Annotated in this window: 16 protein-coding genes; 14 read left to right on the top strand and 2 right to left on the bottom strand. The window is 68.4% G+C overall.

Annotated elements, in window-relative coordinates; all coding sequences use genetic code 11:
- Positions 1-251: 251 nt before the first annotated feature.
- Positions 252-1,091 (bottom strand): dienelactone hydrolase family protein, encoded by an 840-nt coding sequence (locus ACK5M9_RS13650; protein WP_416893694.1) that lies wholly within the window; start codon positions 1,089-1,091, stop codon positions 252-254.
- A gap of 127 nt (positions 1,092-1,218) precedes the next feature.
- On the opposite strand from ACK5M9_RS13650, the gene glmS reads away from it, so the two are divergent.
- The 11 genes from glmS (at position 1,219) to groL (ending at position 13,025) form a co-directional block, all read left to right on the top strand.
- On the top strand, positions 1,219-3,096 hold the full coding sequence (glmS, locus tag ACK5M9_RS13645; RefSeq protein WP_416893693.1) for a glutamine--fructose-6-phosphate transaminase (isomerizing): 1,878 nt from the start codon (positions 1,219-1,221) through the stop codon (positions 3,094-3,096).
- Positions 3,097-3,179: 83 nt separating this feature from the next.
- On the top strand, positions 3,180-3,866 hold the full coding sequence (locus ACK5M9_RS13640; protein ID WP_416893696.1) for a rhomboid-like protein: 687 nt from the start codon (positions 3,180-3,182) through the stop codon (positions 3,864-3,866).
- 20 nt (positions 3,867-3,886) lie between these two features.
- Complete coding sequence (locus ACK5M9_RS13635; RefSeq protein WP_416893692.1) at positions 3,887-5,311, top strand: NAD(P)H-hydrate dehydratase; 1,425 nt, start codon at positions 3,887-3,889, stop codon at positions 5,309-5,311.
- Between the two features lie 54 nt (positions 5,312-5,365).
- Positions 5,366-6,760, top strand: a complete 1,395-nt coding sequence (locus ACK5M9_RS13630; RefSeq protein ID WP_416893691.1) for a glutamate decarboxylase — start codon at positions 5,366-5,368, stop codon at positions 6,758-6,760.
- 73 nt (positions 6,761-6,833) lie between these two features.
- Positions 6,834-8,009, top strand: coding sequence for an alanine racemase (gene alr / locus ACK5M9_RS13625; RefSeq protein ID WP_416893690.1), 1,176 nt, complete (start codon positions 6,834-6,836; stop codon positions 8,007-8,009).
- Positions 7,999-8,565 (top strand): tRNA (adenosine(37)-N6)-threonylcarbamoyltransferase complex ATPase subunit type 1 TsaE, encoded by a 567-nt coding sequence (gene tsaE / locus ACK5M9_RS13620; protein ID WP_416893689.1) that lies wholly within the window; start codon positions 7,999-8,001, stop codon positions 8,563-8,565. Before alr ends, tsaE begins: the two co-directional genes overlap by 11 nt.
- Positions 8,550-9,194 (top strand): tRNA (adenosine(37)-N6)-threonylcarbamoyltransferase complex dimerization subunit type 1 TsaB, encoded by a 645-nt coding sequence (tsaB, locus tag ACK5M9_RS13615; protein WP_416893688.1) that lies wholly within the window; start codon positions 8,550-8,552, stop codon positions 9,192-9,194. The genes tsaE and tsaB overlap by 16 nt, the downstream gene beginning before the upstream one ends.
- A complete protein-coding gene (gene rimI / locus ACK5M9_RS13610; RefSeq protein ID WP_416893687.1) occupies positions 9,191-9,664 on the top strand; it encodes a ribosomal protein S18-alanine N-acetyltransferase in 474 nt (157 codons plus the stop codon). Before tsaB ends, rimI begins: the two co-directional genes overlap by 4 nt.
- On the top strand, positions 9,661-10,698 hold the full coding sequence (gene tsaD / locus ACK5M9_RS13605; protein WP_416893686.1) for a tRNA (adenosine(37)-N6)-threonylcarbamoyltransferase complex transferase subunit TsaD: 1,038 nt from the start codon (positions 9,661-9,663) through the stop codon (positions 10,696-10,698). Before rimI ends, tsaD begins: the two co-directional genes overlap by 4 nt.
- Before the next feature lie 289 nt (positions 10,699-10,987).
- Positions 10,988-11,290 carry a co-chaperone GroES gene (gene groES, locus ACK5M9_RS13600; protein ID WP_416893685.1) on the top strand — a complete coding sequence of 101 codons (303 nt, stop codon included), beginning with the start codon at positions 10,988-10,990 and terminating at the stop codon, positions 11,288-11,290.
- A 112-nt stretch (positions 11,291-11,402) separates the two neighbouring features.
- Positions 11,403-13,025 (top strand): chaperonin GroEL, encoded by a 1,623-nt coding sequence (groL, locus tag ACK5M9_RS13595; RefSeq protein ID WP_416893684.1) that lies wholly within the window; start codon positions 11,403-11,405, stop codon positions 13,023-13,025.
- Between the two features lie 71 nt (positions 13,026-13,096).
- Here groL and ACK5M9_RS13590 read toward each other — a convergent pair whose 3' ends face one another.
- Entirely contained in the window at positions 13,097-13,405 is a 309-nt protein-coding gene (locus tag ACK5M9_RS13590; RefSeq protein WP_416893683.1) for a WhiB family transcriptional regulator, read from the bottom strand.
- 614 nt (positions 13,406-14,019) lie between these two features.
- Here ACK5M9_RS13590 and ACK5M9_RS13585 point away from each other — a divergent pair.
- The 3 genes from ACK5M9_RS13585 to ACK5M9_RS13575 all read left to right on the top strand — a co-directional run.
- Complete coding sequence (locus ACK5M9_RS13585) at positions 14,020-14,898, top strand: hypothetical protein (RefSeq protein WP_416893682.1); 879 nt, start codon at positions 14,020-14,022, stop codon at positions 14,896-14,898.
- A 78-nt stretch (positions 14,899-14,976) separates the two neighbouring features.
- A complete protein-coding gene (locus ACK5M9_RS13580) occupies positions 14,977-15,552 on the top strand; it encodes a sigma-70 family RNA polymerase sigma factor (RefSeq protein ID WP_416893695.1) in 576 nt (191 codons plus the stop codon).
- Positions 15,545-16,161 (top strand): anti-sigma-D factor RsdA (locus tag ACK5M9_RS13575; protein ID WP_416893681.1); only part of this gene is annotated, 617 nt, incomplete at its 3' end. The genes ACK5M9_RS13580 and ACK5M9_RS13575, both read left to right, overlap by 8 nt.

The raw sequence follows: 16,161 nt of genomic DNA, 5'->3' as shown, positions 1-16,161 counted from the left end.
TTGCTCCTGGCCGAGGCCGAACGCATCGACACCACCGTTGGACGCAAGCCTGGCCCACTGACTCTGCACCGAGGGCGCGAAAGTGCGAGTGGACCCCGCCCTGAGTGCAGAGTGAACGTGCAGGGGGCGGGCGCCTGGGCGGCGGTGGCACTGACTCTGCACCGAGGGCGCGAAAGTGCGAGTGGACCCCGCCCTGAACACGGCTGTCGGCGGTACACCCGACCGCAAGAACGATATTCCAGCGACAGCGGCTATTTCAGCAGGGCTGCGATCTTCTCTTCGGCGGTCACCGGCGGCGCCTGGGGATCGACCGGATCTGTCTTGGGCAGTGCCGCATCGGCATCGGCGAAGTCGCGGTAGGTTTTGTCGCCGCCCAGCGTGTAGAGCAGGTAGCCGGTCAGCAGCGCCCGCACCGTGTGCTGTGTCTTGCGATGCGAGCCCGCAAGCCCAACCGCGTTAGCCCAGCGCCGGCCTTCGACCAGGCCGCGGGCCTCTGCTTTGCTGACGATGCGCAGCGTCGCCGCGTCCCATGCCTGTGACAGCGCCAGGGCGTTGGAGTTCAGGGCCAGCGGGTCCGCCGGGGCGCTCAGGATCAAACCCGGAACGTCCAGCGATGCGGCGGGCTGTTCGGCCGGGGGAGCCGTCACCGTCGGGAACAGGGCTGCCACGGCCGCGGGCTTGGCCGTCGAACCGGTCGCCGCGAAAACCGCGGCCGAACCGCCGAAGCCATGGCCTACCAGCCCGAGCCTGGCGGGGTGCACGCCGATGTTGCCCGGCCCCAGCCGCACACTGGAAACGATGTCGAGGGCAGCGCCGAGATCGGCCGCCATGGTCAGCACCGACGGCGCCAGACCGCGTTGGGTATCTGGCGCGCCGGCCACGATGCCCCAGGATGCCAGATGCTCCAGCAGCCCCGCGTAACGCGCGCTGCGGGCCAGCCAGTCGTGGGCGAAGGCGATACCGGGAAGATTCAGCCCTGCTTCCGGGGTGTACACCACCCCGGGGAGTCCGGCAAAGGCCAGATTGCCGCGCAAGACATGATGTGGGCCGCGGCGGCACAGGGCGGAGAAGAGCTTGCGGGTTCGGGCCACCCGTTGACGGTAGCGGTGGTGGGGCGGGTGGGTCCAGTCGGGCCCGAGGACCGTTGCGAACCGGTATCGGCCCAGGTCGTATCGGGTGTGACGGGTGCGCGGGCCGGTCTGCACTACCCTGGTCAGAATGTGCGGAATCGTCGGTTATGTCGGGCACCGCCGTGCCTGCGACGTCGTGATGAACGCACTGCGCCGGATGGAATACCGCGGCTACGATTCGTCGGGCATCGCGCTGGTGGGCGCGAACGACAGGATCACCGTCTGCCGCCGGGCCGGTCATCTTGCCAATCTGGAAGCCGCGGTCGCCGAGATGAGCCCGGCCGAACTGGCGGGCACCACCGGCCTGGGCCACACGCGGTGGGCTACCCACGGCCGTCCCACCGACGCCAATGCTCACCCGCACCTGGACGCCGGGGGCCGCATCGCCGTCGTCCACAACGGCATCATCGAGAACTTCGCGGGCCTGCGCCGGGAGCTGGAGAACACAGGTGTGGAGTTCTCCAGCGAGACCGATTCCGAGGTCGCGGTGCACCTGGTCGCGCACGCCTTCCGGCACGGCGAGACCGCCGGCGACTTTGCGGCATCGGTGCTGTCCGTGCTGCGCAGGCTCGAGGGCCACTTCACGCTGGTGTTCGCCAACGCCGACGATCCAGGCACCATCGTCGCCGCGCGCCGGTCCACGCCGCTGGTGGTCGGTGTCGGAGACGGCGAGATGTTCGTGGGGTCCGACGTCGCCGCGTTCATCGAACACACTCGTCACGCTGTCGAACTGGGGCAGGACCAAGCGGTGGTGATCACCGCGGACGGCTACCGGATCACCGACTTCGACGGCAACGACGACCTGCAACCCGGACGGGATTTCCGCGAGTTCCATATCGACTGGGACCTGGCCGCGGCCGAAAAGGCCGGCTACGAGTACTTCATGCTCAAAGAGATCGCCGAGCAGCCTGCCGCGGTGGCCGACACGTTGCTCGGCCACTTCGTGGACGGCCGGATTGTGCTGGACGAACAGCGGATGAGCGACCAGGAACTGCGTGAGATCGACAAGGTGTTCGTGGTGGCCTGCGGCACCGCCTACCACTCGGGACTGCTGGCCAAGTATGCGATCGAGCACTGGACGCGACTGCCCGTCGAGGTGGAACTGGCCAGTGAATTCCGTTACCGGGACCCGGTTCTGGATCGCAGCACGCTGGTGGTGGCGATTTCCCAGTCCGGCGAGACCGCCGACACCCTGGAGGCGGTCCGGCACGCCAAAGAGCAGAAGGCCAGGGTGCTGGCGGTGTGCAACACCAACGGCTCGCAGATCCCGCGCGAATGCGACGCGGTGCTCTACACCCGTGCCGGCCCGGAGATCGGCGTGGCATCGACCAAGACCTTCCTCGCGCAGGTCGCCGCCAACTACCTGGTGGGGCTGGCGCTGGCGCAGGCCCGCGGAACCAAGTACCCCGACGAGGTCGAGCGCGAATACCGCGAGCTGGAGGCGATGCCGGACCTGGTGGCCCGGGTAATCGCCGCGGCCGACCCGGTGTCCGACCTGGCCAACCGGTTCGCCCAGTCCTCGACGGTGCTGTTCCTGGGCCGCCACGTCGGCTATCCGGTGGCGTTGGAGGGTGCGCTCAAGCTCAAGGAACTGGCCTACATGCACGCCGAGGGATTCGCGGCCGGGGAGCTCAAGCACGGTCCCATCGCGCTGATCGAGGACGAACTGCCCGTCATCGTCGTCATGCCGTCGGTCAAGGGGTCCGCCACGCTGCATGCCAAGCTGCTGAGCAACATCCGCGAGATCCAGGCCCGCGGGGCGGTGACCATCGTGATCGCCGAGGAAGGCGACGACACGGTGCGGCCCTACGCCGATCATTTGATCGAAATCCCCTCGGTCTCAACGCTTCTCCAGCCGCTTTTGTCGACGATCCCGCTGCAGGTGTTCGCCGCCTCGGTGGCGCGGGCCCGCGGCTACGATGTCGACAAACCGCGGAATCTGGCCAAGTCGGTCACGGTCGAATAGGACGGGCGGCAAACCCGGGATGTACGACGCGACCAGGGCCGTGAAAAAGTAAATAGGTGGTGACAACATGGGCGCCGTCGCGATTGCGTGGCACGGTGCTCGCCGCGTGGCGCTTCATCATCAGTGCCCCGCTGACCTACATCTGGCTGCTCGCCTTGGTCGTCACCACGATCATTCAGAATGTACTGACCGGCCGGGAGCTGCAGTCGCTGCTTCTGCACCAATCCACCAATATCGCGGCCCTGGCTACCGATCCGCTGGGTGTGCTGTTCGGCAGCCTGCTGTGGATCGACGGCCGGAGCCTGGAGCCGTACCTGGTGTTGTTCACCCTATTTCTCGCCCCTGCGGAGCGGTGGCTCGGTCAATTGCGTTGGCTGACAGTGGGACTGGTGTCGCACATCATTGCCACCTATGCCAGCGAGGGGTTGCTCTACCTGGCGATCGAATCGCACGACGCTTCCGCGACGTATGTGCACGCCCGCGACATCGGGGTGAGTTACTTCCTGGTCGGTGTGATGGGCGTGTTGGCGTACCGCATCGCCCGACCGTGGCGTTGGGGTTATCTCGCTGTGCTGTTTCTCATTTTCGGCTTCCCGGTGGTGACGATGGACCGCATCGAGCTGAGTTTCACCGCCGTCGGTCATCTCGTGGCACTGCTCGTCGGCCTGGCCTTCCTTCCGATGGCCGGCGAGCGCGCACGTACCCCCTGGAGTCCGGCGTCGGTCGGAACCAGGCTCCGGGGTGTTGCTTCCCCCGAAGCGCATTCATGATGGTGGGAACGGGTTAGCCGATGCGGCATTACTTTTCAGCACAGCAGATCCGCGACGCCGAAGCGCCGCTGCTGGCCCGTCTGCCGGACGGGGCGCTGATGCGCCGCGCGGCCTACGGGTTGGCGGCCGAGATCATCGGCGAGCTGACCGCCCGCACGGGTGGGGTCGCGGGCCGGCGGGTATGCGCGGTCGTCGGCTCCGGTGACAACGGCGGCGACGCGCTGTGGGCGGCCACCTTCCTGCGCCGCCGCGGTGCTGCGGCCGACGCAGTGCTGCTCGATCCCGGCCGCACTCACGGCAAGGGGCTGGCGGCGTTCCGCAAATCCGGCGGAAAATGCGTGCAAAATATCAGTGCGGCAACCGATCTGGTGATCGACGGGGTGGTCGGTATCTCCGGGTCCGGGCCGTTGCGGCCGGCCGCGGCCGAGGTGTTCGCCCGGGTGGCCGAAGCCGGAATCCCGGTGGTCGCCGTCGACATCCCCAGCGGAATCGACGTCGCGACCGGCGCGATCACCGGCCCCGCGGTGCGCGCCGCGGCCACCGTCACCTTCGGCGGTCTCAAGCCGGTGCACGCGCTGGCCGATTGCGGTCGCGTCGCGCTGGTGGACATCGGACTCGACCTGCCCGACACCGACGTTCTGGGATTCGAGGAGTCCGACGTCCTCGCGCGCTGGCCGGTTCCGGGACCCCGCGACGACAAGTACACCCAGGGCGTGACGGGTGTGCTGGCCGGGTCGTCGACCTACCCGGGTGCGGCGGTGCTGTGCACGGGTGCCGCGGTGGCGACGCAGTCGGGCATGGTGCGCTACGCCGGCAGTGCCGGAGACCAGGTGCTCGCGCGCTGGCCGGAAGTGATCGTCTCACCCACCGCGTCGGCCGCCGGGAAGGTGCAGGCGTGGGTGGTCGGTCCCGGCTTGGGTACCTCGGAACCAGAGGCGGCCGCCGCACTGTGGTTCGCGCTGGACAGCGACCTGCCGGTGCTCGTCGACGCCGACGCGCTCACGATGCTCGCCGCCCACCCCGAACTGGTGGCCGACCGGACCGCGCCGACGATCCTGACACCGCACACCGGCGAGTTCACCCGGCTGGCCAGCGCTCCGCCGGGGGATGATCGGGTCGGTGCCGCTGGCAAACTGGCCGACACGTTCGGCGCCACCGTGTTGCTCAAGGGCAATGTCACCGTGATCGCCGATCCGGGTGGCCCGGTGTACCTGAGCCCGGCCGGGCAGTCGTGGGCGGCTACCGCGGGCTCCGGTGATGTGCTCGCCGGCATGATCGGCGCCTTGCTGGCCTCCGGACTGCCACCCGCCGAGGCGGCCGCGACTGCGGCGTTCGTGCACGCGCGTGCCGCGGCGCTGTCTGCCGCCGATCCCGGGCCGGGTGAGGCCCCCACCTCGGCATCGCGGATTCTGCATCACATCAGGGGGGCTCTGGCAGGCCTCTAGTCGCCCTGACGTGCGGGAAAACCCGCACGAAAACCCGCAACCGAAAGGATTCCCGTGTCCAACAGCCATCCGTCCAAGGCCACCCATTCGATAGCACCGGCCTACACCGGTCGCCTGTTCAATTCGCCGGTGCCGGCGCTGCGGTTGCCCGACGAGCCGATGGCGCCCGACGCCGCCTACCGCTTCATCCACGACGAACTCATGCTCGACGGCAGTTCGCGGCTGAACCTGGCCACCTTCGTCACCACCTGGATGGACCCCGAAGCCGGCAAGCTGATGGCCGAGACCTTCGACAAGAACATGATCGACAAGGACGAGTATCCGGCGACCGCGGCAATCGAGCAGCGCTGCGTGTCCATGGTGGCCGACCTGTTCCACGCCGAAAACCTCAGTGACAGCGACCCATCGAGTGCGGTCGGCGTCTCCACCATCGGCTCCAGCGAGGCGGTGATGCTAGGCGGTCTGGCGATGAAGTGGCGGTGGCGCGAGAAGGTCGGCTCCGGAGGCGACGGCTGGAAGGGCCGCACACCCAACCTGGTGATGGGCTCCAACGTGCAGGTGGTGTGGGAGAAGTTCTGCCGGTACTTCGACGTCGAACCGCGATATCTGCCGATGGAGAAGGGGCGCTACGTCATCACCCCTGAACAGGTGATCGACGCCGTCGACGAGGACACCATCGGCGTGGTGGCGATCCTGGGCACCACCTACACAGGTGAGCTGGAGCCGATCGCCGGTATCTGCGCCGCGCTGGACAAGTTGGCGGCGCGCGGGGGTGTGGACGTCCCGGTGCACGTGGATGCCGCCAGCGGGGGCTTCGTGGTGCCGTTCCTGCACCCGGAGCTCAAGTGGGACTTCCGGTTGCCGCGGGTGGTGTCGATCAACGTCAGCGGCCACAAATACGGTCTGACCTACCCCGGTATCGGATTTGTGGTGTGGCGCAGCGGTGAATACCTGCCGGAGGATCTGGTCTTCCGGGTCAACTATCTCGGCGGCGACATGCCGACCTTCACCCTCAACTTCTCCCGGCCGGGAAATCAGGTGGTGGCGCAGTACTACAACTTCCTACGCCTCGGGCGCGCCGGATACACCCAGGTGATGCAGGCGCTGTCGCAGACCGCGCGGTGGCTGGCCGACGAGCTGCGCGCCAGCGGGCACTGTGAGCTGATCACCGACGGCTCGGCGATCCCGGTGGTCAGCTTCCGGCTCGCCGCGGACCGCGGGTACACCGAGTTCGACGTCTCCCATGAGCTGCGGACGTTCGGCTGGCAGGTGCCCGCTTACACGATGCCTGACAACGCCACCGATGTGACCGTTCTGCGGGTAGTCGTCCGCGAAGGGTTTTCGACCGACCTGGCCGCGGCGCTGTACGACGATACGGTGAAATCGCTGGCCAGTCTCGACAAGGTGAAGCCGGGCGGGCATTTCGACGCCCAGCACTTCTCGCACTGACCGGCGTGCGGTAGCGGGCCGCCCGGCCCGGGGAAACGGTGTGTCGGCGGTACCGGAGCCCGACTCTGGGACAATGACGGGCGTGTCCGCTCCGCTTACCGCCGCGGCGCCCGGTGCCCTGGCGCAGGCCGTCGTCGACCTCGGCGCCGTCGCACACAACGTGGCGGTGCTGCGCGAGCACGCCGGTGCGGCACAGGTGATGGCCGTGGTAAAGGCCGACGGCTACGGGCACGGTGCCACCAGGGTCGGCTATGCCGCCCTGGCCGCGGGTGCGGCCGAACTCGGGGTGGCCACCGTCGAGGAGGCACTGGCGCTGCGCGCCGGCGGTATCGCGGACCCGATCCTGGCCTGGCTGCATCCGCCCGGCTTCGATTTCGGGCCGGCCCTGCACGCCGACGTCGAGATCGCGGTCTCCTCGGTGCGTCAACTCGACGAGCTGTTGGACGCTGTGCACCGGACCGGGGTGAGCGCCACCGTCACCGTCAAGGTCGACACCGGGCTCAACCGCAACGGGGTATCCGGGGCCGACTTCCCGGCGGTGCTGGCCGGTCTGTGTTCCGCGGTGGCCGAGGGCGCAATCAGGGTGCGCGGCCTGATGTCGCACCTGGTGTTCGCCGACGCCCCCGACCAGGCCATCAACGACGTGCAGGCCCAGCGGTTCCGGGACATGCTGGCCTATGCGTGTGAGGCGGGCGTGCAATTCGAGGTGGCTCATCTGTCGAACTCCTCGGCCACCATGGCCCGGCCCGACCTGGCCTTCGATCTGGTGCGGCCCGGAATCGCGGTGTACGGCCTGAGCCCGGTCCCCAGGCTCGGTAACATGGGACTGATACCGGCTATGACCGTGAAATGCCCTGTCGCACTGATTAAATCGATCAAAGCTGGAGAAGGGGTGTCGTACGGTCACACCTGGATCGCCGAACGCGACACCAACATCGCGCTGCTGCCGATAGGGTACGCCGACGGGGTGATCCGGTCGCTGGGCAATCGGCTGGAGGTATTGATCAACGGTCGGCGCCGGCGCGGTGTCGGCCGAATATGCATGGACCAGTTCGTCGTCGACCTCGGGCCGGGCAAACCGGATGTGTCCGAGGGCGACGACGCGATCCTGTTCGGGCCGGGCACCCACGGGGAGCCCACCGCGCAGGACTGGGCCGACCTGGCCGGAACCATCCACTACGAGGTGGTGACCGGCATCCGGGGCCGCATCGTTCGGAGCTACCGCGAGGCCGGATCCATTGAGCCCTGAGGAAACTCAAGCCGCCGAGGCGGGTGCGGCGACCCTGGCGCGTCCGGAAGACACCGTGGCCCTGGGATTCAGGCTGGGCGAACAGCTGCGCCCGGGGGACGTGGTGGTGCTATCCGGGCCGCTAGGTGCCGGAAAAACCCTGCTGGCCAAGGGAATTGCGGAAGCGATGGACGTCGAAGACCCGGTGACGTCGCCGACGTACGTGCTGGCGCGGGTCCATCCGGCACGACAGCCCGGCAACCCGGCGATGATCCACGTCGACGTCTACCGGCTACTGGACCATCCGGGTGCGGATCTACTCGGCGAACTGGACTCGCTGGACCTCGACACCGATCTCGGCGACGCGGTGGTCGTGGTCGAGTGGGGTGAAGGGCTGGTCGAAAGACTCGCCGAACGTCACCTCGATATCCGGCTGCGGCGGGTGAGAAATTCCGATGTGCGAGACGCGACTTGGGAATGGGTGCACGCCGACAGTGGTGATGCGGACGGTGATGCGGACGGCCAGGCGGACGGCGAGGCGGACGGTGACAAGGAGCTGCAATGCCCCCGGAGATAGCGCTCGCCCTGGACACCTCGACCCCGGCCGTCACCGCCGGGATCGTCAGGGTCGGCGCCGGTGTCGCCGGCGAATCCGCGGTGCTGGCCGAGCGGGTCACCGTCGACGCCCGCGCGCACGCCGAACGGCTGACTCCCAACGTGCTCGACGCCCTGGCCGGGGCGGGATTGACGATGGCCGACCTGGGAGCCGTCGTGGTGGGCTGCGGCCCCGGCCCGTTCACCGGACTGCGGGCCGGCATGGCCTCCGCGGCCGCCTACGGTCACGCGCTGGGAATTCCGGTGCACGGCGTGTGCAGCCTGGACGCCATCGGTGTGCTCACCACCGGGGAGACACTGGTGGTCACCGACGCCCGCCGCCGCGAGGTCTACTGGGCGCGCTACCGCGACGGGGTACGCACCGGTGGGCCCGGGGTGGCCGCCCCGGCCGACGTCGACCCCGGTGCCGCGCGCGCCGTTGCGGGTTCGCCCGAGCATGCGGCCCTGTTCGGACTGCCGTGCCGCGATCCGGTTTGTCCGACGCCGGCCGGGCTGGTGCGGGCGGTAGGCGACTGGTCGGTCCCCCCCGAGCCACTGGTGGCGCTGTACCTGCGCCGCCCGGACGCCAAGCCGATGGCGGCCCGCCGATGATCAATCCCGTCGGCGCGCCCGTCACCCTCGGACCGCTCACCTGCACCGACGCCGACCGGTGTGCCCAACTGGAAGCCCTGTTGTTCGAGGGCGACGATCCCTGGCCCGCGGACGCTTTCCAGCGGGAGCTGGCCAGTAAGACCCACCACTATGTGGGGGCGCGGCGCGGCGCCACGCTGGTCGGCTATGCCGGCATCGCCCGGCTCGGCCGCGTCGCACCGTTCGAGTACGAGGTGCACACCCTGGGTGTGGATCCCGAATATCAGGGACGCGGCATCGGCCGCTGGTTGCTGGAGGAACTATTGCGCTTCGCCGGCGGCGGTGTGGTGTACCTGGAGGTCCGCACCGACAACGACGCGGCCATCGCGTTGTATCGCAGCGCCGGCTTCGCCCAGATCGGTTTGCGGCGGCGCTACTACCGGGTCAGCGGTGCCGACGCCTACACCATGCGCCGGGAGGCGGTGCGGTGACCGCCGCTGACACGGTGATCCTGGCCATCGAGACCTCCTGTGACGAAACGGGTGTCGGTATTGCGCGGCTGCACGCCGACGACGCCGTGACGCTGCTGGCCGACGAGGTCGCCTCCAGCGTCGACGAGCATGTGCGCTTCGGCGGGGTGGTCCCCGAGATCGCCTCCCGGGCACACCTGGAGGCGCTCGGTCCGGCGATGCGCCGCGCGCTGGCCACGGCGGGGGTGGAAAAGCCGGACGCTGTCGCGGCGACGGTCGGGCCGGGCCTGGCCGGTGCCCTGCTGGTCGGTGTGGCGGCGGCCAAGGCGTATGCCGCGGCCTGGGGGGTCCCGTTCTACGCCGTCAACCACCTGGGCGGGCACCTGGCCGCCGATGTCTACGAGCACGGCCCGTTGCCGGAGTGTGTGGCGCTGCTGGTGTCCGGTGGGCACACGCACCTGGTGCACGTGCGTTCGCTGGGCGAGCCGATGGTCGAGTTGGGCGGCACCGTCGACGACGCCGCCGGCGAGGCCTACGACAAGGTGGCGCGGCTGCTGGGTCTGGGCTACCCGGGTGGCCGGGTGCTCGACGAACTCGCCCGCACCGGGGACGCCGGCGCCGTGGTGTTTCCCCGCGGCATGACCGGCCCGGCCGACGACCCGTACGCATTCAGCTTCTCGGGGCTCAAGACCGCGGTCGCCCGCTACGTCGAGCGCAACCCGGATTTCCAGGCAGCGGACGTGGCGGCGGGATTCCAGGAGTCGGTCGCCGACGTGTTGACCGGCAAGGCGGTGCGCGCGGCCGCCGAGTTGGGCGTGTCCACCCTGCTGATCGGCGGGGGAGTGGCCGCGAATTCGCGGCTGCGGGAACTCGCAGCGCAGCGCTGCGCCGCGGCCGGGCTGGCGCTGCGAATCCCCGGGCCGCGGCTGTGTACCGACAACGGCGCGATGATCGCCGCATTCGCCGCGCACTTGGTGGCCGCCGGGGCCGAACCGTCGCCGCTGGACGTCGCCACCGACCCCGGCCTGCCCGTGGTCGACAGCCAGGTGTCGTGATGGTGGGGCCGTGGGCGGCGCGGTTGGCGGCGCTGTCGGTGGCCGTTCGGCGGCCGTCCCGTTCGCCGACAGCGGAAGCACCCACCCGGCCTTGAGTGCTAGCACTCTCATGTATAGAGTGCTAGGTGGCATTCGGTCAGTCCTGGCGTCGGCACCCGCGACGACGGCGTCGGGACACCGGACGAATGCCGAATCATCTGGTAATTCGGACGGTTCGGGGTCTCCCCGGACCAACCGTCAACTCCGGTCGGGGCGCATGCCCCGAACCCGATTCAGGAGGGCTCCAATCGTGGCGAAGGTGAACATCAAGCCACTCGAGGACAAGATTCTCGTACAGGCCAACGAGGCCGAGACCACGACCGCATCCGGTCTGGTCATCCCTGACACCGCCAAGGAGAAGCCCCAGGAGGGCACCGTCGTCGCCATCGGCCCCGGCCGTTGGGACGAGGACGGCGAAAAGCGGATTCCGCTGGACGTGGCCGAGGGTGACACCGTCATCTACAGCAAGTACGGCGGCACCGAGATCAAGTACGGCGGCGAGGAGTACCTGATCCTGTCGGCGCGCGACGTGCTGGCGGTCGTCAACAAGTAAGAGTAAGTAAGACACCGTGTTCCGCCCCGGATATCCCCGCGCTGTGCGCTCGGGTGATCTCCGGGGCGGAACACGTTGGGAGTCGGGCTAAAGACTTGGGCTAAGGAGCCTCATGAGCAAAATCATCGAGTACGACACAACGGCGCGGCGCGCCATGGAAGCCGGCGTGAACAAGCTCGCCGACGCGGTCAAGGTGACCCTCGGCCCGGGCGGGCGACATGTGGTGCTGGCCAAATCCTTCGGCGGGCCTCAGGTGACCAACGACGGCGTCACCGTCGCCCGCGAGATCGACCTGGAAGACCCGTTCGAGAACCTGGGCGCCCAGCTGGTCAAGTCGGTGGCCACCAAGACCAACGACGTAGCCGGAGACGGCACCACCACCGCGACCGTGCTGGCCCAAGCGCTGGTCAAGGGTGGGTTGCGGCTGGTCGCTGCGGGCGCCAACCCGATTGCGCTGGGACTGGGAATCAGCAAGTCCGCCGACGCGGTGTCGCACGCCCTGCTGGCCGCGGCCACCCCGGTTAGCGGCAAGGATGCCATCGCGCAGGTGGCGACGGTGTCCTCGCGCGACGCGCATATCGGCCAGCTGGTCGGCGAGGCGATGACCAAGGTCGGCGCCGACGGCGTGGTCAGCGTGGAGGAATCGTCCACCCTGGACACCGAGCTGGAATTCACCGAGGGGGTCGGCTTCGACAAGGGCTTCCTGTCGGCCTACTTCGTGACCGATTTCGACGCCCAGGAGGCCGTGCTCGACGACCCGCTGATCCTGCTGCATCAGGACAAGATCAGTTCGCTGCCCGACCTGCTGCCGCTGCTGGAGAAGGTCGCCGAGGCCGGCAAGCCGCTGCTGATCATCGCCGAGGACATCGAGGGCGAGGCGCTGGCCACCCTGGTGGTCAACTCGATCCGCAAGACCCTCAAGGCCGTCGCGGTCAAGGCGCCCTACTTCGGCGACCGCCGCAAGGCGTTTCTGCAAGACCTGGCGATCGTGACCGGCGCCGAGGTGGTCAACCCCGACACCGGCCTGGTGCTGCGCGATGTCGGTGTCGACGTCCTGGGCACCGCCCGCCGGGCGGTGGTCAACAAGGACGACACCATCATCGTCGACGGTGCGGGGTCCAAGGACGCGGTGGCCAACCGCATCAAGCAGCTGCGCGGCGAGATCGAGGCCAGTGACTCCGAATGGGATCGCGAGAAGCTGGCCGAGAGGCTGGCCAAGCTGGCCGGCGGCGTGGCCGTCATCAAGGTCGGCGCGGCCACCGAAACCGCGCTCAAGGAGCGAAAGGAAAGCGTCGACGACGCCGTCGCGGCGGCCAAGGCTGCCGTCGAGGAGGGCATCGTGACCGGCGGCGGGTCCGCGCTGATCCAGGCTCGCGGTGCGCTGGCGTCACTGCGCAGCGAAGCGCGCGGTGGTGACGAGGGGCTCGGTGTCGACGTGTTCTACGAGGCGTTGGCCGCACCGCTGTACTGGATCGCCACCAACGCCGGTCTCGACGGGGCCGTGGCGGTCCACAAGGTCAGCGAGCTGCCCGCAGGGCAGGGCCTCAACGCCGCCACCCGCACCTACGGGGACCTGGCCGCCGAGGGGATCGTCGACCCGGTCAAGGTGACCCGGTCGGCGGTGCTCAATGCGGCTTCGGTGGCCCGGATGGTGCTGACCACCGAGACGGCTGTGGTGGAGAAGCCGGAAGAGCCGGAGGACGACGGTCACGGCCACGGCCATCACCATCACTGAGTGAGCTCAACGAGGCGCCCCCGGTCCTGGCCGGGGGCGCTCCCGTTATGCGGCGGCTGATGCAGCGGTGATCAAGCCGAACGGCGGATACCGCGACCCCGTCCGACGGGACCCCTGAGCAGCACATCGCGCTCGGACTCCGACAGGCCACCCCACACTCCGTAGGCTTCGCCGACACCGAGGGCGTGACTGCGGCACGCGTCGATGACTGGGCAGCGCCGACAGATCTCTTTGGCGCGCAGTTCGCGTTGGATACGGGTGTTGCCGCGTTCTCCGTCGGGATGGAAGAAAACAGATGAGTCGGCACCGCGGCACGACCCCTGCAACTGCCAGTTCCAGAGGTTGGCGTTCGGCCCGGGTAGCTGGTGTGGCTGCGGCATTGCTGATCCCCTCTCTGTGCGGTTTCCGCCGAAGGCCCGGGTACTGCGTGGGTGTTCTATCGGGGGGGCCAAGGCGAATCGTGCAGCGGAAGCGGCAGTGGTGTCACCGATGACTACAACGAATACGATAGACGTTGGAAGTGGAGTTTAATTGTCGTCAATAGGCTTTTGCTGTGGTAAAAGTCCGCCGTCGTGGTCAAGAATTAACGCAGGGTTCACCAGAGGCAGGTCCGGACACTGTCGAATATGCTGGGCAGACGGGTATAGACGCACCATAGCCCCAGTTCAGATGGCAACTATGCGATGTCTGCGATACAGATGGCCGGCTCGGGGTGTTAATTTATCGGCAACGCGAAACGCATAAACAATTTACGATCGCACAATGCGCGTTGCGGCACCTGCGCGGTTCCTACTCCGCAATATTTTCGGCTCTTCGCGATTGGGGGTGTGGTCGGTGGTCGGTGGTCGGTGGTCGGTGGTCGGTGGTCGGTGGTCGGTGGGCGCGAAGTCACCGCGGACACCGTCGAGTGTGAAGCCAGGGCTTTGAGTGGCAACCCGGTATGGGCGACAATCGCACCGGTGATTCATCAGTGGAACCCGGTGCGGCCGTCGCCGTGAGTGGATCCGGCCCTGCCGCCGACCCTGCCGCAGGTTCTGCAGCCGGCCCTGCAGCCGACGTCGAGGCCAGACTTCGCGATGCCGCGTTCGGCGCGCACCCGGGCAGCTGGCCGCTTCCGACAGCGGCCACTCCGTACCAGCTTTGGCTGCGTGCCGTCGCCGCCGGCGGGCAGGGGCGCTACGCCAGTGCATACACTGACCTCGCACGGCTTCGCGGCCGAGTCGCAACCGGCCCGTTGGCATCCCTGGCCTACAGCACCCGCGGGTCCTTCCTGCGGCAACTCGGCTGGCACACGCTGGCCCGCGGCTGGGATGGCCGAGCCCTGGCATTGGCGGGCGCCGACCCACATGCCCGCGTTGACGCGCTGCTCGGGCTGGCGGCCGATGCGTTGGGCGTCGGCCGTTTCGCCGCTGCGGGAACTTTGCTGGCCCGCGTGGACGCAACGCTGGAAGCCGCGGACCTGCCGGAGGTGTCGGCGGACCGGTTGGCTGTTCGCAGGCGGTGGGTCGGCGCAGAGCTGGCCATGGCGTCCGGGGATGGCAAGACGGCCGTCGGCAATGCCCGGGAAGCGGTTGAAAGGGCACGTCGGATGGCCGGTGGATCGGTGCGCCATCGGGTCAAGAGCGATGTGGTGCTCGCAGCCGCGCTGTGCAGTTCCGGGCGGGTCGACCGGGCGCGCGACGTCGCCCACGCGGCGCTCGACGACGCCGGATATCACCGGCTCATCCCCTTGCGCTGGGCCCTGGCATGCTTGCTGATGGATACCGGAAGCGTCACGGTTGAGGCACAGGGGCTGCCGGAACTGTCAAAAATTAGGGATATTTGCGCTGGTGAAGTGCAAAGCGCAGGCGGTACCTGGCGCGTTGCGCAATAGCTCGCCCGCCCGATATCTGTCGATCAGTGAGTTTGCCCGGTATGTGTTCGGTTCGTGACTTTGGAGAGACCGCCGTCGATGACAATGCAGGGAGAACGTCTCGATACCGCAGTCGGCGAGGCCGCGGCAGGGGACCGGAACGCGCTTCGGGAGGTGCTGGAAACCATCCGCCCGATCGTTGTGCGCTACTGCCGAGCGCGAGTCGGCACGGTCGACCGGGGCGGGATGTCAGCCGACGATGTGGCTCAGGAGGTGTGCTTGGCCACGATAACGGCGCTGCCGCGGTACCGGGACCGAGGACGCCCCTTTCTGGCTTTCCTGTACGGCATCGCGGCACACAAGGTTGCCGACGCTCATCGGGCCGCCGGCCGGGATCGCGCGTATCCGGCCGAAGAGGTGCCCGAACGCAGGTCCTACGACGCGGGTCCGGAACAGCTGGCCATCGAGGCCGACTCGGTAACCCGGATGAACGATCTGCTCGATATCCTGCCCGCCAAGCAACGCGAGATCCTGATCCTGCGCGTTGTCGTGGGCCTGAGCGCCGAAGAGACCGCCGCCGCCGTCGGCAGCACCACGGGAGCTGTTCGGGTGGCCCAGCATCGCGCACTTCAACGGTTGAAGGACGAACTCGTCGCGGCAGGTGAGTATGCGTAATTCCGGATTCAACTTCAATGGTGACCAGCCCGCCTTGGATGAGGTGGCGCAGACAGACCTATTGCTGGATGCGCTGGCCGCCCGCACACAGGTCGAACTGGACGACCCCGACGACTTCCAGGACCGGGCACTGGCCGATCTGCTCGGCGACTGGCGCGACGACCTCAGATGGCCGCCGGCAAGCGCGCTGGTCTCGCAGGCGGAGGCCGAGGTCGTGCTGCGCCAGGGCATGGCGCGTCCGCAGCGTCGCCGTGGCCTTGCCGCCGTCGGGTCGGTGGCAGCAACGGTGCTGGCGCTGAGCGGTTTCGGTGCCGTGGTGGCAGACGCCAAGCCGGGCGATCTCCTGTACGGACTGCACGCGATGATGTTCGACGACCAGCAGATCGGCGACGAGGAGATCGTCTTGTCCGCCAAGGCCGAGCTGGCCAAGGTCGAACAGATGATCGCCCAGGGCCAATGGGATCAGGCCGAGTCTCAACTCGCCGAGGTCAGCAGCAGTTTGCAGGCCGTCAACGACGGTACCCGCCGCCAGGGCCTGCAGGCGGAGGTGGACCAGCTCACCGACCGGGTGCTGAAGGAGACCTGGCCGCTCGGCCGGATCGACGCGAC

The sequence above is a fragment of the Mycobacterium sp. genome (assembly GCF_047975165.1).
GTDB lineage: Bacteria > Actinomycetota > Actinomycetes > Mycobacteriales > Mycobacteriaceae > Mycobacterium.
The sequence above is the reverse complement of the archived record's forward strand: the minus strand, read 5'-3'. Positions and strand labels throughout refer to the sequence as shown.